Origin of the sequence: Streptomyces sp. NPDC048637 (assembly GCF_040650675.1) — a bacterium.
In the GTDB taxonomy this organism is placed as follows: domain Bacteria; phylum Actinomycetota; class Actinomycetes; order Streptomycetales; family Streptomycetaceae; genus Streptomyces.
Window position 1 is genome coordinate 1 of record NZ_JBEZHQ010000017.1, and the last position, 18,678, is coordinate 18,678.

The window sequence follows — 18,678 nt, forward strand, 5'->3', positions numbered from 1 at the left end:
TTCTACTTGCATTTCTCCCGTGTGCTTATCTTCGCGCCCGCCCGCCCGTTGTTTGTATAAATATTTCCACCGGGCGGGGGGCCGCTGTGGACGGTTGTCCATCGCGCCACCGGAAGGGGTGAACGTACGTGACTTTCCGCCCCAAAGGGCGTTTCTTCGCGCTATGTGAGCGTCAGGCCACCGCCCGTAGTGCCCGCCGTTCCGCCACGCCCTGCGGACCGGACACCGGGACGGCCGCCGGGGAGACACCGGCGGCCGGACTCGCGGCGCAGGCCGGTGCCTTCGGGCAGTGGCTCGCCGGGGCCGTTCACCGCTGGGTGGGGAACGGCCAGGAGTTGGGCCGGCAGGTCGCCCCGTCCGTCGTCAGGAACTTCGTCTGCTGCATCATCACCGGGGCCAGTGCACCCTGCCGGGAGCAGCTCTCGTGGTTGTGCCCGAGCCGGTGGCCGACCTCGTGGTTGATCAGCATCTGCCGGTAGGCGTGCATCTTGTCGTGGCCGTAGGTCTGAGCGCCCTGCGCCCAGCGGTAGGCGTTGATCATGACCCGGTCGGTGGCCGCGGAGTCACAGGAGACCTTGTCCTGGCTGGTGTCCAGACCGGACTTGGCGCACCAGGTGTCGGTGGTCCCCGGACTCGCCAGCGTGATCACGAAATTGACGTCGCCGGAATCCACCCGCTGGAAGGCCATCTTCCCGCCGTGTGCCCAACTCCGCTCATCGTTGAGGGTCTTGTGCACCGCCTCGGCGAACAGCTCGCCGTCCAGCGGCAGCCCCTCCTCGACATCGACGCGATAGCGCAGCACCTTGCCCTTGCCGGGTGCCTTGGCGTCACCGCCGACCGGCTTGAACCGGCCGGTGGCCGTCAGTTTCGCATCGAGCGGGAAGACCTGGGTCATCTTCTCGTCGTAACTGGCGGGCTTGGCGTCCTGGGTGGGCCTGCTGTGCGACCTGGAGGCCTCGTCGTCGACCCCGTCGGTACGGTCGTTCCCGCTGCGCGGCTGCGGGTCACCGCCCTCCTTGCGCTGCTCGGCGACCTGGCCCGCGATGACCACGGCGAGCACGGTGGTCACCGCCGCGGCCGCCGCGCCGGTGAACGTCCGGCCCTTGCCGCCCTTCTTGGCGCCGTGCCGCGACTCCTCCGCGTCGTATCCCTCGTCCGGGTCCTGGCCCCCGGGGCCGTCCGGCCCCGCGCCGTCCGTGCCGAACTCGGCCTGCCGGTCCAGTTCGTCGATCTCGTTCCGGTCGTAGACGACCGACCGGCCGGTGTACCGGCCGCCGGGGGCCACCCCGTCCGCGCCGGACCCGTGCGCACCGGCCGCCGGACCCGTGGTCCGCGGCGCGCCGGCCCGGAACACATCGTCGTCCGGGTCGCCCGCGCCTCCCGGGCCGCCCGGGAACCGCCCGGCGTCGAAGGCATCCACATACTCACGCCGCGGCCCCGGCCCGCTGCCCTGTGCGGCAACGGGCGGTCCGCCGAACATCTCCGCGCGCGGCCGGGGAATCCGGGGCGCGCCCTGGCCGGGCGCCACCGGGGAGGCCGGCGCCCCGGGGAACTCGCCCCAGCCGCCGCCCGGCTCACGCTGTTCGGGATGCCCGCCGCGCACCACGTCGCCCTCGAACGGCTCGCGTCTGCGGCGCCCCGGGCCCGGTCCGGCTGACGTGCCCCCCGAGGGGCCGTTACCGGGCGGACCGGCCGTCTCCGGGGTGTCCGTTGCGGTTTCCGGCCGGGCTCGGCGGCTATGGCGTCCCACGGGGTGTGTCAGCTCCTGCCCGCATCAGCGGTCACGTCGGTCACTTCACTGTCGAACAGCTCGCGGACGGCCCGCGCCACTGCCTCCGGGTACTCCATCATCGCCACATGCCCCGCCTCCGGCAGCGTCAGCAGTCGCGAACCGCGGAACGCCGCGGCCGCCCGCCGCGCCATCCGGAAGGAGACCAGGCGGTCGCGCCCACCGTAGACGAGAAGGGTGGGGGCGAGCACTCTCTCTGCCTGTCGCCACAAATTATGTTGTCCGCCGAGCGTGTACGCGTTCACCAGACCGCGCGCCGAGCGCTCCATCACCTCCCAGAAATAAGGGAGTTCGAGCCGTCGCGCATATTCGTCGACCGCGGCGTTGAACCCTTCCGGGCTGACCCGGCCGGGATCGCCGTAACAGAGCGCCAGCACCTCACGGGTGCGGCGCTCGGGCGTCCAGTCATGGGTGAGCCGGCCGAAGAGTCCGGCGATGCCGGGCACGGCGAGCAGCGCCGTGGGCACCGCCGTCAGCTGCGGTCGCAGCTCGGGCAGCGCCGGAGAGATCAGCGTCAGGGTGCGCACGAGATCGGGGCGCACGGCCGCCACGCGGGTGGCGGCGGCCCCGCCCATGGAGTTGCCGATGAGGTGCATGGGGCCGCGCCCGGCCGCGTCGAGATAGCGAATGACCGCGCGGGCCTGCGCGGAGACGGAGTAGTTACCGTCGGCCGACGGCGGTGACTGCCCGAAGCCGGGCAGGTCGATCGCCTCACCGTCCACCCGGTCGGCGAGCAGCAGCATCAGGTCCGACCAGTTCTGCGAGGAGCCGCCGAGGCCGTGGACGTAGAGCGCGGGCTCGCGGTCCCGCCCGGCGCCGGCGCCTTCCCCGCCGTCCCGCGGCGCGGGCCGCCCGGCCGGTGCCCGTACGGTCAGCGTCAGGCCCGGCAGGGTCACGGTGTGCACCGTCTCCGCCGCGCCGTGCCGGCCGGGGCCGGCCGGGGGCACCGGGAAGGCGGCGGTCGCGGTGTCCGGCGACTCGGTCGAAGACATGCGTCGATGTTACGAGACGATCACGCCCCCGATCGTGTGTCCGCGGTCACACACCGCATCGCGCTGCCGCGGCCACTCTCCTACGCTCGTAGTCGAGGGCAGCCGCCCCGGCCCCTGCTGTCATGCCTGGCACCAGCCGTCGAAGCGAGCACGCGAGAAAGGGAGCCACCATGCGCGTCGACCCGACAGATCCGGATACTTTCGAGGACGAGAGCGACGCCACCGAGTTCGATGTCGAGGCACCGGAAGCGGACACGGCGGAGCAGTACGCCGACGTCACCCCGCACCGCGACGAGCCGCTGACCACTGTCGACCCGGACTCCGCGAACGAGGCGGATCGCGCCGAACAGGCCCGTGTCGTGGAGCTCAACGAAGACGAATACCGATGACCTGGGGCGTTATGTCGGCTTCCGGTATCGGGGCCGGGCATAAATTCTCGGCCCGGACCGCGCACAGCCGGGTTACCCAAAAGTACGATGGCGGGCGCGGTGCACCACCTTGTACTGGCCGCGTACGGAACAATTTCTGGGAGGCAGCGTGAGCGCCATCGAGCAGACCGAGGCGACGCGCCCGCGGGGCACACGCCTGCCACGTCGAGCCCGGCGCAACCAGCTTCTGGGCGCCGCCCAGGAAGTTTTTGTCGCGCAGGGCTACCACGCGGCCGCGATGGACGACATCGCCGAGCGGGCGGGTGTCAGCAAGCCGGTGCTCTACCAGCACTTCCCGGGCAAGCTGGACCTCTACCTCGCCCTGCTCGACCAGCACTGCGAGTCCCTGCTGCACTCGGTGCGTGCGGCGCTGGCGTCGACGACCGACAACAAGCAGCGGGTCGCGGCGACGATGGACGCCTACTTCGCGTACGTGGAGGACCCGGGCGGCGCCTTCCGGCTGGTGTTCGAGTCGGACCTCACCAATGATCCGGCGGTCCGTGAGCGGGTGGACAAGGTGTCGCTGGAGTGCGCCGAAGCCATAAGCGCCGTGATCGCCGAGGACACCGGGCTGTCGCAGGACGAGTCGATGCTGCTGGCCGTGGGCCTGGGCGGGGTCTCCCAGGTGGTGGCGCGCTACTGGCTGTCCTCGGAGAGCCAGGTCCCGCGGGACACCGCGGTGCAGCTGCTGACGTCGCTCGCCTGGAAGGGCATCGCCGGCTTCCCGCTGCAGGGCGGCGACGCGCACTGACCCTGTTCGCTGCGGGCGTGGCCCATGGCGTCCTGCGCATCCCCGTACCGGGCTAATGTGTGCTGCGTACGGCGCGGATGACCGCGCATCCTCCCCCAGCTGACGCTGGGGACCCCCAGACCGTCGGAGGGACAAAAGCCGTGGAGGTCAAGATCGGCGTGCAGCACGCGCCCCGCGAGATCATTCTGGAGAGCGGGCAGTCTGCCGAAGAGGTCGAGAGCGCTGTGTCCGACGCGCTGGGCGGCAAGTCACAGCTGCTGAGCCTGGTGGACGACCACGGTCGTAAGGTCCTGGTCCCGGCGGACCGGCTGGCCTATGTGGAGATCGGCGAGCCGACCGCCCGCAAGGTCGGGTTCGGCGCGCTCTGAGCAGGGGGCGCCGACTGTGGCGCCCGCCAAGTGACAGGGGCGGCGGCCCGGGGACTTCCTCCCCGGGCCGCCGCTTTTCGGTGTCTCTTCCAGGCTCGGCCGCGCACCGTTTCCGGGCCCCGGGCAGCCGCGTTTGCGCAGATCAGGCCGTTCGAGTCGGTTCGGCTGGGCTGATCAGGCAGCGGACCGGCGCCGGGAGGGTTGCCGCCGGTACCCCTTGGGTACGACCGCCTACGACCGATTTGTTCGACCGATCGGCGTTGTCACGCGGGAGGGAACAGCATGATCTGGGAAGCGCTCGGCGCCCTGCTCATCGGCTTTGCCATCGCTCTGGCCGCCACGCGATGGCTGCCCGACCGTTTCCCCTCGCGCGCCCTCACGCTGGCAACGGGCCCGGTCGCGGCGCTGCTCGGTGCCGTGCTGACCCGCTCGATCCTCGGTCCGGGGTATCCCGTCCAGGTGATGGTCGCCTCGGTCGCCGTGGGGGCGGCTCTGCTGTCGGTCCTGGTACGCCCGCCGCACCGGCGCCTTCGCCGGCCGGCCCCGGCACTGAAGGGGCACCGGACGGCCTGAGCCGCCCGGCACCCCGCAGGACGTCAGGCCGCGAGCCCCAGCGCCGCCATCCGCTTGGTGTGCGCCTCGGTGATCCGCGAGAACATCCGGCCCACCTCCGCCAGGTCGAAGCCGTCGGCCACGCCGCCCACCAGCATCGTGGAGAGCGCATCGCGGTCCGCGACCACCCGCTGTGCCTGCGAGAGCGCCTCGCCCATCAGACGGCGCGCCCACAGCGCCAGCCGCCCGCCGACCCGCGGCTCGGCCTCGATGGCCGCGCGCACCTTCTCCACGGCGAACGAGGCGTGTCCGGTGTCGTCCAGCACGGCCAGCACCAGACCGCGGGTGTCGGAGTCCAGCCGGGCCGCGACCTCGCGGTAGAAGTCACTGGCGATCGAGTCGCCCACATAGGCCTTGACCAGGCCCTCCAGCCAGTCCGACGGCGCGGTCTGGCGGTGGAACTCGTCCAGGGCGGCGGCGAACGGCTCCATCGCCTCGTTCGGCTCCGCCTCGATCTGGGCGAGCCGCTCGCGCAGCCGCTCGAAGTGGTGGAACTCGGCCGAGGCCATCTTGGCCAGTTCGGCCTTGTCGTCCATCGTCGGCGCGAGCTTGGCGTCCTCCGCCAGGCGCTCGAAGGCGGACAGCTCGCCGTAAGCGAGCGCGCCGAGCAGATCGATCACGGCAGCCCGGTACTGCGGGTCGGCGGATGCCTGCGCCCAGTTCTGGGCGGCGATCCCGGTGTGTTCTTGCGCGTCAGCCGCGGCGTTGTCAGGCGTTCCCATGACCGGCACAATAGCCCGCTCGGCGGTTCGGGGAAGGCCCTGGTCAGCCACTGCCGTTCCCCCGTACGAACGACGGTCGTAGCCGGCGCTCGGGGGCCGGACCGGGCCGTGATGTATTCCTCACTCATACAAGCCTTCGGATGGGCACGCCATATCCGGGGTACAGTGGTATTTGGACCTGCCGAGTATCGGTGGGTCGTTCCACGAAGCGGATGCCCGGTCGGTGGCCCGATCGGCTCCAAACCGACCGCCCTCTTTTGCGGCGCGTAGCAGACATACGCACAGCAGGAGGGACACCGCTCGCGGCAGGAGTGCCTGAGCGTTGGCAGTGGTCCCGCCCCACCGGCCGCCTCAGGCCGGCCCGTACGAACCCGTACGAAGGTGCGGTACGACCCCCTTCGCCGCCTCACGCCGCGTCTCACAGAAGAGGCAAGATTCTGTCTACATTTCGAGACCTCGGGATTTTTCCCGAGACGGCCGAGGCGCTGGAAGCCGTCGGCATCATCTCCCCCTTTCCCATCCAGGAGCTGACGCTCCCCGTCGCCCTCTCCGGCAACGACGTCATCGGCCAGGCCAAGACCGGCACGGGTAAGACCCTGGGCTTCGGCCTGCCGCTCCTTGAGCGCGTCACGGTCCCCGCGGATGTCGAGGCGGGCCGCTCCCGGCCCGAGCAGCTGACCGAGGCCCCGCAGGCCCTGGTGGTCGTGCCCACCCGCGAGCTGTGCCAGCAGGTCACCAATGACCTGCTCACCGCCGGCAAGGTGCGCAATGTCCGGGTGCTGGCCATCTACGGCGGCCGTGCCTACGAGCCGCAGGTCGAGGCGCTGAAGAAGGGCGTCGACGTCGTCGTCGGCACCCCCGGCCGCCTGCTCGACCTGGCAGGCCAGAAGAAGCTCAACCTCTCGCAGGTCAAGAGCCTGGTGCTGGACGAGGCCGACGAGATGCTCGACCTGGGCTTCCTGCCCGACGTCGAGAAGATCATCCAGCTGCTGCCGGCCAAGCGCCAGACGATGCTGTTCTCCGCGACCATGCCCGGCCAGGTCATCTCCCTGGCCCGGCGCTACATGTCGCAGCCCACGCACATCCGCGCCACCGCGCCGGACGACGAGGGCCAGACCGTCCGCAACACCACCCAGCACGTCTTCCGCGCGCACTCCATGGACAAGCCGGAGATGGTCTCCCGCATCCTCCAGGCCGAGGGCCGGGGCCTGGCGATGGTGTTCTGCCGTACGAAGCGGACCGCCGCCGATATCGCCGACCAGCTCGCGCGCCGTGGCTTCGCCTCCGGCGCGGTGCACGGCGACCTCGGCCAGGGCGCCCGTGAGCAGGCGCTGCGCGCCTTCCGCAACGGCAAGGTCGATGTCCTGGTCTGCACCGACGTCGCCGCCCGCGGTATCGACGTCGAGGGTGTGACACATGTCATCAACTACCAGTCGCCCGAGGACGAGAAGACCTACCTGCACCGCATCGGCCGTACCGGCCGGGCGGGCGCCAAGGGCACCGCGGTCACCCTCGTCGACTGGGACGACATCCCGCGCTGGAAGCTGATCAACAAGGCGCTGGACCTGCCGTTCGACGAGCCGGAGGAGACCTACTCCACCTCGGCGCACCTGTACGCGCAGCTCAACATCCCCGAGGGCACCAAGGGCGTGCTGCCGCGCGCCGAGCGCACCCGGGCCGGGCTGGCCGCGGAAGAGGTCGAGGACCTGGGCGAGACCGGCGGCCGTGGCCGTGGTCCCCGTAAGGGCGCCGTCGTCGAGGAGGAGCGCCCCCCGCGCACCCGTACCCCGCGGCAGCGCCGCCGTACCCGTGGCGGCACTCCGCTGGACGGCCAGGCCGACGCCGAGGCGCAGGCGACCGGTTCGCCCGCTGCCGCCGAGGCCACCGAGGCCACGGACGCCGCCGGACCGCGGCAGCCGCGCCGGCGTCGCCGGACCCGCTCAAGCCAGTCCGGTGCCGCGCCGGCGCCGGTCGCCGAGGCTGCGGACACCGCCGCCGTGGTGACCGAGGCGGCCGCCGTGGCGACCGAGGCTCCGGCCGAGCCCGCCAAGCCGCGCCGCCGCCGTACCCGGGTCGCCCGTCCGGTGGAGACCGAGAGCTTCCAGACCGTCGAGGTCGCCGCGAGGGCGCTGGCGGCGCAGGGCGCGGCGCTCGCCGCCGAGGCCGCGACCGTGACGGAGCCCGCCGAGGCGCCGGCCAAGCCGCGCCGCCGTACCCGTAGCGCCGCCAAGGCCGCCGCGGAGACGGCGCCGGCAGTGGTGACGGAGACCGTGGCCGAGGCCGCGGACACCGTGGTGGAGGCTCCGGCCAAGCCGAAGCGGACCCGTAAGACTGCCGCCGCCAAGGCCGCCGAGGCCGCGGTGGACACGGCCGAGGGTGCTGTGGAGGCTCCCGCCAAGCCGAAGCGGACGCGGAAGACCGCCGCCGCCAAGGCCGCCGAGGCCGCGGTGGACACCGCCGAGGGCACCGAGGCCGCACCGGCCAAGCCCAAGCGCACGCGGAAGGCCGCGGCGACCGCGAAGGCCACGGCGGACGCCCCCGCCGCCGAGGACGCTCCGGCCAAGCCGAAGCGGACGCGGAAGAGCGCCGCTGCCAAGCCGGCCGCGGACGCGGCGGAGGCCGCCGAGGCCAAGCCGGTGCGCCGCCGCACCCGCACCAAGGCCCCCGTGGCCGAGGCGACGCCCGAGAGCTGACCCTCCCGGTCCACGCCGGACCTTTCCGGCACCGACGACCCGGCCCCGCACTGCGGGTGCCGGGTCGTCGGCGTCCCGGCCCCGCTCTGCCGTCCGCCCGGATAACCTCACCTCATGAGCAGGCCGCCCACCCTCACACTGCCCCCGTGCGCCCGTGCGTACCGACTCGACACCGAGCGCGGCTCGTTCGCCGTGCTGGACGCCCGGCCCGAGGCCGCGCCGATCGGGACCGCCCTGTTGGTGCCCGGATTCACCGGCAGCAAGGAGGACTTCCTCGCCTTGCTGGCACCGCTCGCCGCGGCCGGGTTCCGGGCGGTCGCGGTGGACGGGCGCGGGCAGCACGAATCCCCCGGACCACGCGACGAACTAACATATGCGCAAAGGGAGTTGGCACTCGATGTGCTGGCTCAGGCGCAGGCCGTACGGGAGCCGGACAGCGGCCCGGTCCATCTGCTGGGGCACTCCCTGGGCGGGCTGATCACCCGGGCCGCCGTGCTGCTGGATGCGGCCCCGTTCCGTTCGCTCACCGTGATGAGCTCCGGGCCCGCCGCCATCGAGGCGTCCCAGCAGGCCCGGGTACGGATGCTGATCGAGGCGCTCGGCACGCTCGACATGGAGAGCGTCTGGCGGGCGATGCGCGAACTGGATCACCCGGAGGCGGCGGACGCGGCGACGCCGCCGGAAGTCGGCGCGTTTCTGCACCGTCGTTGGCTGAACACCGTTCCCGAGCAGCTGATCGCGACCGGCCGGCAGATGCTGGAGGAGCCGGACCGGGTGGCGGAGCTGGCCCGTACGGGGCTGGCCACCCATGTCGTCTCCGGCGCCGTCGACTATGCCTGGCCGGTGTCGTGGATGGATGCGATGGCCGAGCGGCTGTCCGCCCGGCGCACCGTCATCGAGGGCGCCGAGCACTCCCCCAACGCCGAACGCCCGGAGAAGACGGCGGAGGCGCTGGCGGGGTTCTGGAGCGGGGTGGGCTGAGAGCCGGGCGGTGAGGGCCGGGCACTGTGGGCCGGGCGGTGTGGTCCGGGCGGTGTGGGCCGGGCACTGTGGTCCGGGCACTGTGGGCCGAGCGGTGTGGTCCGGGCAGTGTGGGCCGAGCGGGCGGTGTCGCCAGGACAGCGCCGAGCGGTTCGGCGAGCATCGAGGGAGGCGGACCGGCACCGGCGTCCGGTCCGCACCGGCTTCGCACGAAGGGCTCCCTCATGACCGAGAATCCGGCGCACCCCCCGGCCGATCCCGAAGGCGGCCCCCACGGCATCGCGCTCACCCGGGCCTTCGATGCCCGCCGTGAGCTGGTCTTCGAGGCGTGGACGACGCCCGAGCACTTCGCGTACTGGTTCGGCGGGGAGCTGGCGGTGCCGGTCGACCGGATGACGATGGACCCCCGGCCGGGCGGGTTCTGGAGCCTGGTGATGCAGACTCCGGACGGCGGTGAGCTGCCGTTCTCCGGTGTCTACCGTGAGGTCGCGCCCCCGGAGCGGCTGGAGTTCACCCTCAAGGACGCCTCCGCGCCGGACGGCATCGAGGGCGAGATCGTCCGGGTCACCCTGACCGACCTCGGGGACCGTACGGAGATGGCCTTCCGTCAGCTCGGCGGCAATCTCACCTCCGAGCAGTACCGCCAGGCGGAGGCGGGCTGGTCGGGCTTCTTCGACCGCCTCACGGAGCTGCTCGCACGGGCCTGATCCCCGCGCCCTTCTCGCTCCGGGACGGCCTCCAACGGCCGTCCGAGTCTGTCCGATGGGCTGCGGCCCACGGAGACCCCGGAGACCGGGGAGACCACGGAGACCGGGGAGACCCGGGAGACACCCTCTAGTACTGCCCCTGGACGTGGTCCCAGAAGCCGTCGCGCAGGACCCGGCGCAGATCGGCATGGCCGCGCAGGGAGTGCCGCAGCAGCGCCTCCGAGGTGGTCAGGAGTTCCTGGTCGACGGCGCCGGGCAGATAGGGGTGACCGGGGAGCAGCCCGGCCACCCACTCGCGGCCCCGTTCCGACAGCCACTGGGCGGCGACCTGTGCGCCGACGAAGCGCACGTCGTCGCGGCTGGGCGCCGGCCCCTCGCCCACCGTCTGGTCGGAGAATTCGACACCGGCCCGCCGGGTGACGTACGGCTTGCAGAACTCCAGGTCGAAGGTGCGCGCACTGTCGACCTCCCACAGCAGCGGCTCGGCCTGATTGCGGCCGCCCGAGGCTTCGATGCCCCACAGGTGCACCCGTGCGCCGTAGCCCTGTGCCGCCTCCACCGCGGAGACCAGGTCCTCGTCGCCGCCGATCAGCACCGCGTCGCTGATCGCGCGGTGCCGGGCCAGCGACTCCAGGTCCGAACGGATCAGGGAGTCGACGCCCTTTTGCTGGTTGTTGGCGTTGAGGTTGCCGAGCCTGACCTTCACATCGGGCAGCTCGGCGATCCGCTGCTGCTCCTGGGTGTGGATGCGGCGGCGGGCGCCGTCGTACCAGTAGACGCGCAGCAGCCGGCTGTCCGGGAAGATCATCCGGGCCTTGTCGATGAACGCCTCGATGATCCCTTCCGCGTCCAGGTCGAAGGCCTTGCGGTCCTCCGTGCCGGCGACCAGCCGGCCCGCTGCGGCGTACACATAGCCCGCGTCGACGAACGCCGCATGGGTGGACGGGGTCGTGGCGACCTCGGCGAGCACTCGTGTGAGCAGCTCATTGGTGCGCTCGATTCCGGCGGCGAGCGCGGCGAGGTCGGTAGGGCCCGTGGGCCGGACGTCATTCATACGGGACCCATTGTCCGGGCGGTCACTCTGCGGGCACAACCGCTCTCGTCCCGGCGTACTTAGACCGTCGAAATTTTTCTTTAGCGTAGGGAATGATTGCACTGGGCAGGACGTTCTACCAGTACGGAGCGCCTGGCAGTGACGCCGGGCAGCTCCGGCCCAAGAGTTCTCCGCAGGAGGATCAGACGAAGGGAGAAGCCGTATGCGCTTCGAGATCATGCGCCTGGACGATGTCGACGGCACCGCCGTGGACAGCACCGTCGTGGACGCCGCCTCCGTCAACCGGATCGTGCAGCAGGCCGCCTCGATAGGCCAGCGCATCTACATCCGCCCGGCCGACACCGCCGTCCGTTAACACGTTTCCGCCGCCCGACGACGCACCGCATCTGACGGCCGACCGCGATCGGCCGCACCGCACGAGCGCCCCCGTACGCACAGGTCGTACGGGGGCGCTGCGCTGTCCGCGGCAGTGTGCCGCGAGTGCGTCAGGCCGCCGCCTGGATCACCTGAAGAACGCCGTTGATGATCTGCTGCACGGCGAGCGCGGAGAGCATCATGCCCGCCAGCCGCGTGACCAGGACCACTCCCCCGTCCTTGATCACCCGGATGATCACCAGCGAGAACCGCATCACGAGATACAGCACCACATGGATCGCCGCGATCGCCGCCCAGACGGAGATCTGCGCGGCGACGCCGTGTGCGTGCTGCACCGCGAGGATCACCGACACGATCGCTCCGGGCCCGGCCAGCAGCGGCATCCCCAGCGGCACCAGCGCCACATTGACGTCCTTGGTCTGGGTCGGCTCCTCCGACTTGCCGGTCAGCAGATCCAGCGCGACCAGCAGGAGCAGCAGACCGCCCGCGATCATCAGCGCGGGCGTGGAGATGTGCAGCCGCCCCAGGATCTGCCGGCCGAAGAGGCCGAAGAGGGCGATGACACAGAAGGCGACGGCGGCCGCCTGCCAGGCCATCCGGCGCTGCACCTTGGCCGGCCGGCCGGAGGTCAGGGCCAGGAAGATCGGGGTGATCCCCGGCGGGTCCATGATCACGAAGAGGGTGACAAAGAGCGTACTGAAGACGGCGACGTCGAACACGGTGAAGGCCTTGTGAGAGGTGGTACGGGACGAGCCACGGACCGGCGCAGCGGGCGCGGGCCCGTAGGAAGAGAGCGGGAGGGGGTGGTGGAGACGGGACGGCGGGCGGGCACGAGCCTGCGCATCGCCCGGACGGATACAGCCCGGTGGGAGACGGTCCTGCGGACCGGGGCGCGCGGTGCGGCAGCCGGCCGCGGCGGGCTCAGCCGCCGGTGCCGGGAACGGGGAAGGCGCCGGTCGCGCGGCGCACGATCTCGCCGTAGATCTCGGGGTCGGTGGTGTATTCGCCGAGGCGGCAGGTCTTGCGGCTGCCGTGGTAGTCGCTGGAGCCGGTGGTCAGCAGGCCGAGCTCGGCGGCCATTCCGCGCAACCGCGCGCGGGTCGGGGCATCGTGGTCCATGTGGTCGACCTCGATGCCGTCGAGGCCGGCCGTGGCGAGTTCGGCTATCACGCTCTCCGGTACACAGAGGCCGCGCTTGACGGCCAGCGGATGCGCGAAGACGGTGACCCCGCCCGCCGCCTTGACCAGCCGGATCGCGTCGAACGGATCGAGTTCGTGCTTCTGCACGTACGCCCGGCCGTCGTTGGCGAGCCACTCGGACGTGAAGGCGTCGGAGACGGTGGGGACCACGCCGAGGTCGACGAGGGCGGTGGCGATGTGCGGGCGCCCCACGGCGCCGTCCCCGGCGATCCGGGCGACCTGCTCCCAGGTGACGGGCACACCGAGGTCCTGCAGCTTGGCAACCATGCCCTGGGCCCGCGGCACCCGGTCGTCGCGCACCAGCTCCCGCTCGCGGGCGAGCTCCGGCTCCTCGGGGTCGAAGAGGTAGGCGAGCATATGGAGGCTCACCCCGTCGATCCGGCAGGAGAGTTCGGCGCCGGTGATCAGCGCCAGTCCCCCGGGCAGCGCCGCCCGCGCCTCGGCGTGGCCGCCGACGGTGTCGTGGTCGGTCAGCGCGACGACGTCCAGACCGGCGGCCGCGGCATTGCGCACCAGCTCGGTGGGGGTGTCCGTACCGTCGGAGGCCGTGGAGTGGGTGTGCAGATCGATACGCACGACGCGGACTCCAGACTGCTGCGGGACGGACGGGGACGGGGCCCGGGAAACGCCGGGCGTAGGTACACCGTAAGGGGACCTCAGAAGGATACCGGGCGGCCGGATGGCACCGGCCCCCCGCCGGACGGCACCGCCCCCGGACGGCACAGCGGCCCCGCCCAGGCGCACGGCGCACGGCGGTCAGCGGTCAGCGGTCAGCGGTCAGCGGTCAGCGGTCAGCGGTCAGCGGTCAGCGGTCAGCGGTCAGCTCAGAATCCGCGGCGACAGCGCCCCGCACGGCAGCAGATCCACCTCGGCGCCGGCCTCGCGCAGATCGGTCAGCACCAGCTCGTCGTACATCATCAGGCCGGACTGCTCGGGCCAGGCGATCGCCCAGATCCACAGTCCGCGCGCCTCGCCCGCGAAGACCGCGCGGTCCGGGGGCGCGTCGTCGACGTGCCACAGCGGGGTCGGGCGGCCGGCGGCGAGCACCTTGGCGTGCGGGTGCTTGTCAACGCAGATGTGGCGGCCGGGGTCGGGGCCGTCGATGCCGGCGTAGCGCGCGCCGAGTCCGACGCCCAGCTCCTCGGCGATCAGCAGCAGTTCGCCGGGGCCGCCGAGCGGTCCGGGACCCGTGCAGGCCACCGCGGTCGCCCGGCCGCCGCTGCGGTCGTCGCCCGCACAGGCCACCCCGGTGAACAGCCAGCCGACCGGCAGCGGCCAGGGCATCCATACGGGCACCTGTGCGCGGTGCACGACAACGCCGAGCGCCTCGACGCTCGGCGGGACGACCGGCTGGAGCGGATGCACGGTGCCGTGCAGGGCGCACTGCCAGGTGTCGGAGAAGAGACCGGGCGCCCTTACCCGGCCTCCGCACTTCGGGCAACTGGGTTCGCCCCTCATAGGGACCCACGGTCCTCCAGCCCCGCCGCCGCGTCAAGGACGATCACCCGACCGGTGTGCCCCGAATCACTTACGCCGCCGCGCAATTGACTGCTGCCCCCGGCGGGCCCATCCCGCCGAAGAACTAGTTGCAGCTTGCATTCTTTAGGTCGCCTAACTTATTGTGTGTAAACGTCAACGATCTCGGCGGTCACACAGAGCCGCCGCGGACCAGGGGTACGCAACCGGCAACAGGAAGGGGAACCGCAGCATGAGCGGCACGAAGAACGGCGGCCACGGCGGCGCGGACGATCCGTTCGAGGAGGGCGGCACCTCCCTGCTCCGCCAGCCGAAGGCCGTCTGGGCCACGGCGGGCGCCTCGGTCGTCGCCTTCATGGGCATCGGCCTCGTCGACCCGATCCTCCCCTCGATCGCCCGGGGCCTGCACGCCTCCAACAGCCAGGTCTCCCTCCTCTTCACCTCCTACTTCCTGATCACCGCCGTCGCGATGCTGGTCACCGGCTTCGTCTCCAGCCGCATCGGCGGCCGTAAGACGCTGCTGGCCGGACTGGCGCTGGTGGTGGTCTTCGCGGCGCTCTCCGGTATGTCGGGGTCGGTCGGCGAACTGGTCGGCTTCCGGGCGGGCTGGGGCCTCGGCAACGCCCTGTTCGTCTCCACGTCGCTGGCGGTCATCGTGGGCGCGGCGGCCGGCGGGAGCAGCGCGGCGATCCTGCTGTACGAGTCCGCGCTGGGGCTCGGCATGGCCTGCGGCCCGCTGCTGGGCGCGGTCCTCGGTGACATGAAGTGGCGGTACCCGTTCTTCGGGACCGCCGTCCTGATGGCCGTCGGTTTCCTCGCCATCACGGCCTTCCTCAAGGAGCAGCCGAAGCCGGCCGCCCGGACCTCGCTCCTCGCCCCGGTCAAGGCGCTCGGCCACGGCGGGCTGGCCGCCACCGCCGTCTCCGCGTTCTTCTACAACTACGCGTTCTTCACGGTGCTGGCCTTCACTCCGTTCGTGCTGAACATGTCCCCCTACAAGTCGGGCGGCGCCTTCTTCGCCTGGGGGGTGCTGCTCGCGGTGTTCTCGGTGATCGTGGCGCCCCGGCTGCAGCACCGCTTCGGCTCGCTGAAGGTGCTGTGCGCCGCACTGCTGCTGCTCGCCGCCGACCTGATCGTGCTGGGCTACGGCGACCACACCACCGCCCTCGTCTGCACCGTCCTGTCCGGCGCCTTCATCGGCCTGAACAACACGGTCTTCACGGAACTGGCGCTGAGCGTCTCGGACGCGCCGCGCCCGGTGGCGAGCGCCGGCTACAACTTCGTGCGCTGGTTCGCGGCGGCGGCCGCGCCGTTCCTCGCGCCCAAGATCGAGGAGTGGACCGATGTCCACCTCCCCTTCGTGGTCGCGGCCGGCGCGGCGGTGATCGGCGCCGGCATTGTCGCCGTCCGGCGCCGGGCGCTGACCACCGAGGCCGCGGAGCAGGCGCCGCAGCATGCGACGGAGGACGGGGTCACGGCCTTCGCCCGGTGAGGCGCACCGGGCCGCCACGCCCGCCCCCGCAAGGAAACTGACGCCCCGTCCGCCCTCTCCCCGGAGGGCCGGCGGGGCGCACCGGTACCCGCGGCTCGCGGGTCAGTCGAGCGGCACGCCCGTGCGCAGCGGATCACGCAGGTCCGTGCCGTGCTCCAGCCAGCGCTTCTCCAGGGCCTCGGCGCCGTGCACCCGCTTCCAGGCCGCCTCATTGGGCGTCATCGGCAGCAGCGGCAGAAAACGGACCGGCTCCATCGGCTCGTCCAGTTCGAGGTCCTCGACGAGACCACCGGGCGACGCGACCAGCACCGAGGTGAAGGCCGCGCCCGGCCACAGCGGTTCCCCCACGTCCAGCGAGGCGCCGGGCGCCACGACCACCCCCTCGACCTGCGGGGACGCGGCGAGCACGGCGAGCGGCCGGAGCGCCTTGTCGGTGTCGGCGCGGCCGCCCCGTACGGACAGCACGAGCTCGGCGCGCGGACCGCGCAGGGGATCCGCGAGTACGGCAGTGGGGTCGGCCATGGGCTGCGCGGACATCCCGAGCGTGGCGTAACGGACCACCCCGCTGTCCACGAAGCGGAGGACCTCGATACGGTCGGTCCCGAGAAAGGTGACGGCGGCGCGCGCATCCGGCTCGCCCAGGGTTGTCCGCAACCGGGCCTCGACCAGCTCAAGAACGTCAGACATGGCGCGAGCATACGGCCGGCCACTCGACCGGCCGTCACCCCTCGTCGAGCTGCTGTGCGGCGTCCCCGTTCTTCGTATTGAACGGGCAAAGCGGCACCGTAACGCTTCAGGCGGCTGATAGCCTTGCCGTCTGGTCAGGGAATGACGTCGTCCCCCAACGGGGACCGGCCGGAGGAGGTGGGGCTGCGGTGGATCCGAGTCGACCGTGCAGTACCGATAGTTCTCCTGTCATCCCCCTCGCGCAGCGAATCTCCTGATCCGAGAGCTTCCGTACCCCGCCGCTCAGCGGTGAAACCAGGGAAGCACCTTTGCGCCGGAAGTAGATGACGGAAGAGCGCCTTCGACTCTTTGTTCCGTGTTTTCTGCGAACTGCCGTCAGTGCCCCCGCACGGAGCGCCGCCCGCTTTGCGGACGTACGGCCGATGACGCCTCGTACGTCCACGTTCCGGGCAGCGTTGCCCCCCGCGCCCGCGCTGACGGCCGGCCCGTGAAGGAGCCTGCCATGTCGATGATCCGCGACCTGCGCGCCGCCGTCCGTCCGTCCCGGCGTCGCGACGACTCTCCGTACCGCTATGAATCCGCCCCGGCCTGTGTGAACAGCGCCATCGTCGACTGCGGTGTCTACCGCGAGGGCCGCCGGGTGAGCGAGCACGTCACCCCGGCCGAGGCGATGGCCGGTGTCCGGGCCGGGGGCGGCTTCGCCTGGATCGGGCTGCATGAGCCGACCGAGGCCGAATTCGCCGGTATCGCCCAGGAGTTCGGGCTGCACCCGCTCGCCGTCGAGGACGCCGTGCACGCCCACCAGCGGCCCAAGCTGGAGCGCTACGACGAGACCCTGTTCACCGTCTTCAAGACGGTCCACTACGTGGAGCACACCGAGCTGACCGCGACCAGCGAGGTCGTGGAGACCGGCGAGGTGATGTGCTTCACCGGCCGGGACTTCATCGTGACGGTGCGGCACGGCGGCCAGGGCTCGCTGCGCGCGCTGCGGCACCGGCTGCAGGACGACCCGGAGCTGCTGGCCAAGGGGCCGTCCGCGGTGCTGCACGCCATCGCCGACCAGGTCGTCGACGGCTACATGGCGGTGGCCGGGGCGGTGCAGGACGACATCGACGAGGTGGAGATCGACGTCTTCAGCTCCGGCTCGAACGGCAAGGGTGTCAGCAGCAAGGGCTCCCCCAAGGGCGGCGACGCCGGGCGGATCTACCAACTCAAGCGTGAGGTACTGGAGTTCAAGCGGGCGGTGTCGCCGCTGCTGCGGCCGATGCAGCTGCTGAGCGAGCGTCCGATGCGGCTGGTGGACTCCGACATCCAGAAGTACTTCCGGGACGTCGCCGACCACTTGGCGCGGGTCAATGAGCAGGTGCTGTCCTTCGACGATCTGCTCAACTCCATCCTGCAGGCCAACCTCGCGCAGGCCGCCGTCGCGCAGAACGAGGACATGCGCAAGATCACGGCATGGGCGGCGATCTTCGCCGTGCCCACGATGATCGCCGGGATCTACGGCATGAACTTCGACTACATGCCGGAGCTCCACTGGAAGTTCGGCTATCCGGCCGTGCTGCTGACGACGGTCGCCATCTGCTTCGGCATCCACCGCGGGTTCAAGCGCAACGGATGGCTGTGACCCTGGTCCCTGGCACCCGCCCGCAGCGCCGCCCGGTGCCGCCCGCCGGTGTGGCCTGCGGGTCCGCGTATCTCAGCGCCTGGGCGGCCCCGGTCGCCCACGGCCGGGGAGATTAGGCTGAGCCGTATGACGGAGACCGTGTCGCAGGCCCTGCAGGATCGGGCGCTCATCGAAGAGGCCACGAAGAAGTCCGGCCTCATCTGGGTACGGGGGACGGTGGGCCCGTCCCGTGCGCTGTGGCATCTGTGGCTCGACGGAGCCGCCTGCCTCGTCGGGGACGGCGCCGGCGAGCAGCCGCTGGCCGACCTCGGGCTGACCGACGGCGGGACGGCGACGGTCACCGTCCGCAGCAAGGACAAGGGCGGCCGGCTGGTCGCCTGGCAGGCCGAGGTCGTCGAGCTGGCGCCGGAGAGCGAGGCCTGGCGGGCCGCGGTCGGCGAGCTCAAGGGCAAGCGGCTCAACGCACCGGACGCGGACACCCTCACGGAGCGCTGGGCGCGCGAGTGCCGGGTACTGCGGCTGGAGCCGACCGGGGACGCCGCACAGCGCCCCGGCCGGATGCCGGAGGAGTCGCACGCCGCGCCTCCCCTGGCGACCTCCGCGACCACCCGGCGGCCCGTCCCGGCCGCACTGCCGAAGCTGCTGCGGCGGGGACGCAAGGGCTGAGCCCCGGGCCGTCCGGCCCTGCGCCGTGGCCCAGGGCGCGCCGGCGCGCGGTCCGGTG

At 71.8% G+C, this 18,678-nt stretch carries 19 protein-coding genes; 11 read left to right on the forward strand and 8 right to left on the reverse strand.

What is annotated here, in order from left to right; genetic code table 11:
• Nucleotides 1-307 precede the first annotated feature (307 nt).
• The gene (locus AB0C46_RS21370; RefSeq protein ID WP_362829523.1) at nucleotides 308-1,750 is read right to left on the reverse strand and encodes a DUF3152 domain-containing protein; all 1,443 of its coding nucleotides are present in this window, start codon (nucleotides 1,748-1,750) and stop codon (nucleotides 308-310) included.
• A gap of 8 nt (nucleotides 1,751-1,758) precedes the next feature.
• Nucleotides 1,759-2,781, reverse strand: coding sequence for an alpha/beta hydrolase (locus AB0C46_RS21375; protein ID WP_362829525.1), 1,023 nt, complete (start codon nucleotides 2,779-2,781; stop codon nucleotides 1,759-1,761).
• 170 nt (nucleotides 2,782-2,951) lie between these two features.
• Between AB0C46_RS21375 and AB0C46_RS21380 the strand changes: the two genes are divergently transcribed.
• The 4 genes from AB0C46_RS21380 to AB0C46_RS21395 all read left to right on the forward strand — a co-directional run bounded on the left by AB0C46_RS21380 (nucleotide 2,952) and on the right by AB0C46_RS21395 (nucleotide 4,901).
• Nucleotides 2,952-3,170, forward strand: coding sequence for a hypothetical protein (locus tag AB0C46_RS21380; RefSeq protein WP_362829526.1), 219 nt, complete (start codon nucleotides 2,952-2,954; stop codon nucleotides 3,168-3,170).
• Between the two features lie 148 nt (nucleotides 3,171-3,318).
• Nucleotides 3,319-3,960, forward strand: a complete 642-nt coding sequence (locus tag AB0C46_RS21385) for a TetR/AcrR family transcriptional regulator (RefSeq protein ID WP_362829527.1) — start codon at nucleotides 3,319-3,321, stop codon at nucleotides 3,958-3,960.
• Between the two features lie 140 nt (nucleotides 3,961-4,100).
• Nucleotides 4,101-4,328 carry a DUF3107 domain-containing protein gene (locus AB0C46_RS21390; RefSeq protein WP_018089430.1) on the forward strand — a complete coding sequence of 76 codons (228 nt, stop codon included), beginning with the start codon at nucleotides 4,101-4,103 and terminating at the stop codon, nucleotides 4,326-4,328.
• Nucleotides 4,329-4,610: 282 nt separating this feature from the next.
• The gene (locus AB0C46_RS21395) at nucleotides 4,611-4,901 is read left to right on the forward strand and encodes a hypothetical protein (protein WP_362829529.1); all 291 of its coding nucleotides are present in this window, start codon (nucleotides 4,611-4,613) and stop codon (nucleotides 4,899-4,901) included.
• A 23-nt stretch (nucleotides 4,902-4,924) separates the two neighbouring features.
• Here AB0C46_RS21395 and AB0C46_RS21400 read toward each other — a convergent pair whose 3' ends face one another.
• Nucleotides 4,925-5,662: a ferritin-like fold-containing protein gene (locus AB0C46_RS21400; protein WP_362829530.1), complete on the reverse strand. Its 738-nt coding sequence runs from the start codon at nucleotides 5,660-5,662 to the stop codon at nucleotides 4,925-4,927.
• Between the two features lie 311 nt (nucleotides 5,663-5,973).
• On the opposite strand from AB0C46_RS21400, the gene AB0C46_RS21405 reads away from it, so the two are divergent.
• The 3 genes from AB0C46_RS21405 to AB0C46_RS21415 all read left to right on the forward strand — a co-directional run bounded on the left by AB0C46_RS21405 (nucleotide 5,974) and on the right by AB0C46_RS21415 (nucleotide 10,043).
• A complete protein-coding gene (locus AB0C46_RS21405) occupies nucleotides 5,974-8,355 on the forward strand; it encodes a DEAD/DEAH box helicase (protein WP_362829531.1) in 2,382 nt (793 codons plus the stop codon).
• Between the two features lie 114 nt (nucleotides 8,356-8,469).
• Nucleotides 8,470-9,336 (forward strand): alpha/beta hydrolase, encoded by an 867-nt coding sequence (locus AB0C46_RS21410; RefSeq protein WP_362829532.1) that lies wholly within the window; start codon nucleotides 8,470-8,472, stop codon nucleotides 9,334-9,336.
• Between the two features lie 224 nt (nucleotides 9,337-9,560).
• Complete coding sequence (locus AB0C46_RS21415) at nucleotides 9,561-10,043, forward strand: SRPBCC domain-containing protein (RefSeq protein WP_362829534.1); 483 nt, start codon at nucleotides 9,561-9,563, stop codon at nucleotides 10,041-10,043.
• A 127-nt stretch (nucleotides 10,044-10,170) separates the two neighbouring features.
• On the opposite strand, the gene AB0C46_RS21420 is transcribed toward AB0C46_RS21415, so the two are convergent.
• On the reverse strand, nucleotides 10,171-11,097 hold the full coding sequence (locus AB0C46_RS21420; protein WP_362829535.1) for an NYN domain-containing protein: 927 nt from the start codon (nucleotides 11,095-11,097) through the stop codon (nucleotides 10,171-10,173).
• A 202-nt stretch (nucleotides 11,098-11,299) separates the two neighbouring features.
• On the opposite strand from AB0C46_RS21420, the gene AB0C46_RS21425 reads away from it, so the two are divergent.
• Entirely contained in the window at nucleotides 11,300-11,452 is a 153-nt protein-coding gene (locus tag AB0C46_RS21425; protein ID WP_086569723.1) for a hypothetical protein, read from the forward strand.
• A gap of 130 nt (nucleotides 11,453-11,582) precedes the next feature.
• Here the strand turns inward: AB0C46_RS21425 and AB0C46_RS21430 are convergent, their stop codons facing one another.
• From AB0C46_RS21430 to AB0C46_RS21440, 3 genes are all read right to left on the reverse strand, one after another.
• Nucleotides 11,583-12,191: a MarC family protein gene (locus tag AB0C46_RS21430; RefSeq protein WP_362829537.1), complete on the reverse strand. Its 609-nt coding sequence runs from the start codon at nucleotides 12,189-12,191 to the stop codon at nucleotides 11,583-11,585.
• 202 nt (nucleotides 12,192-12,393) lie between these two features.
• Nucleotides 12,394-13,248, reverse strand: coding sequence for a PHP domain-containing protein (locus AB0C46_RS21435; protein WP_362829539.1), 855 nt, complete (start codon nucleotides 13,246-13,248; stop codon nucleotides 12,394-12,396).
• 243 nt (nucleotides 13,249-13,491) lie between these two features.
• The gene (locus AB0C46_RS21440; RefSeq protein ID WP_362829540.1) at nucleotides 13,492-14,130 is read right to left on the reverse strand and encodes a DUF6758 family protein; all 639 of its coding nucleotides are present in this window, start codon (nucleotides 14,128-14,130) and stop codon (nucleotides 13,492-13,494) included.
• A 250-nt stretch (nucleotides 14,131-14,380) separates the two neighbouring features.
• On the opposite strand from AB0C46_RS21440, the gene AB0C46_RS21445 reads away from it, so the two are divergent.
• Nucleotides 14,381-15,640, forward strand: coding sequence for an MFS transporter (locus AB0C46_RS21445; protein ID WP_362829542.1), 1,260 nt, complete (start codon nucleotides 14,381-14,383; stop codon nucleotides 15,638-15,640).
• 102 nt (nucleotides 15,641-15,742) lie between these two features.
• On the opposite strand, the gene AB0C46_RS21450 is transcribed toward AB0C46_RS21445, so the two are convergent.
• Entirely contained in the window at nucleotides 15,743-16,327 is a 585-nt protein-coding gene (locus tag AB0C46_RS21450) for a suppressor of fused domain protein (protein ID WP_362829544.1), read from the reverse strand.
• Nucleotides 16,328-16,829: 502 nt separating this feature from the next.
• Between AB0C46_RS21450 and AB0C46_RS21455 the strand changes: the two genes are divergently transcribed.
• A complete protein-coding gene (locus AB0C46_RS21455) occupies nucleotides 16,830-17,954 on the forward strand; it encodes a magnesium and cobalt transport protein CorA (protein ID WP_362829545.1) in 1,125 nt (374 codons plus the stop codon).
• Between the two features lie 126 nt (nucleotides 17,955-18,080).
• Nucleotides 18,081-18,620 carry a hypothetical protein gene (locus tag AB0C46_RS21460; RefSeq protein ID WP_362829546.1) on the forward strand — a complete coding sequence of 180 codons (540 nt, stop codon included), beginning with the start codon at nucleotides 18,081-18,083 and terminating at the stop codon, nucleotides 18,618-18,620.
• Nucleotides 18,621-18,678 lie beyond the last annotated feature (58 nt).

Excerpts from the sequence above, each read along its gene's own strand:
- AB0C46_RS21425 (WP_086569723.1), top strand. The coding sequence starts at position 11,300 with ATGCGCTTCGAGATCATGCGCCTGGACGATGTCGACGGCACCGCCGTG.
- AB0C46_RS21415 (WP_362829534.1), top strand. The coding sequence starts at position 9,561 with ATGACCGAGAATCCGGCGCACCCCCCGGCCGATCCCGAAGGCGGCCCC.
- AB0C46_RS21395 (WP_362829529.1), top strand. The coding sequence starts at position 4,611 with ATGATCTGGGAAGCGCTCGGCGCCCTGCTCATCGGCTTTGCCATCGCT.
- AB0C46_RS21380 (WP_362829526.1), top strand. The coding sequence starts at position 2,952 with ATGCGCGTCGACCCGACAGATCCGGATACTTTCGAGGACGAGAGCGAC.
- AB0C46_RS21420 (WP_362829535.1), bottom strand. The coding sequence starts at position 11,097 with ATGAATGACGTCCGGCCCACGGGCCCTACCGACCTCGCCGCGCTCGCC.
- AB0C46_RS21440 (WP_362829540.1), bottom strand. The coding sequence starts at position 14,130 with ATGAGGGGCGAACCCAGTTGCCCGAAGTGCGGAGGCCGGGTAAGGGCG.
- AB0C46_RS21410 (WP_362829532.1), top strand. The coding sequence starts at position 8,470 with ATGAGCAGGCCGCCCACCCTCACACTGCCCCCGTGCGCCCGTGCGTAC.
- AB0C46_RS21455 (WP_362829545.1), top strand. The coding sequence starts at position 16,830 with ATGTCGATGATCCGCGACCTGCGCGCCGCCGTCCGTCCGTCCCGGCGT.
- AB0C46_RS21445 (WP_362829542.1), top strand. The coding sequence starts at position 14,381 with ATGAGCGGCACGAAGAACGGCGGCCACGGCGGCGCGGACGATCCGTTC.
- AB0C46_RS21460 (WP_362829546.1), top strand. The coding sequence starts at position 18,081 with ATGACGGAGACCGTGTCGCAGGCCCTGCAGGATCGGGCGCTCATCGAA.
- AB0C46_RS21375 (WP_362829525.1), bottom strand. The coding sequence starts at position 2,781 with ATGTCTTCGACCGAGTCGCCGGACACCGCGACCGCCGCCTTCCCGGTG.
- AB0C46_RS21450 (WP_362829544.1), bottom strand. The coding sequence starts at position 16,327 with ATGTCTGACGTTCTTGAGCTGGTCGAGGCCCGGTTGCGGACAACCCTG.
- AB0C46_RS21400 (WP_362829530.1), bottom strand. The coding sequence starts at position 5,662 with ATGGGAACGCCTGACAACGCCGCGGCTGACGCGCAAGAACACACCGGG.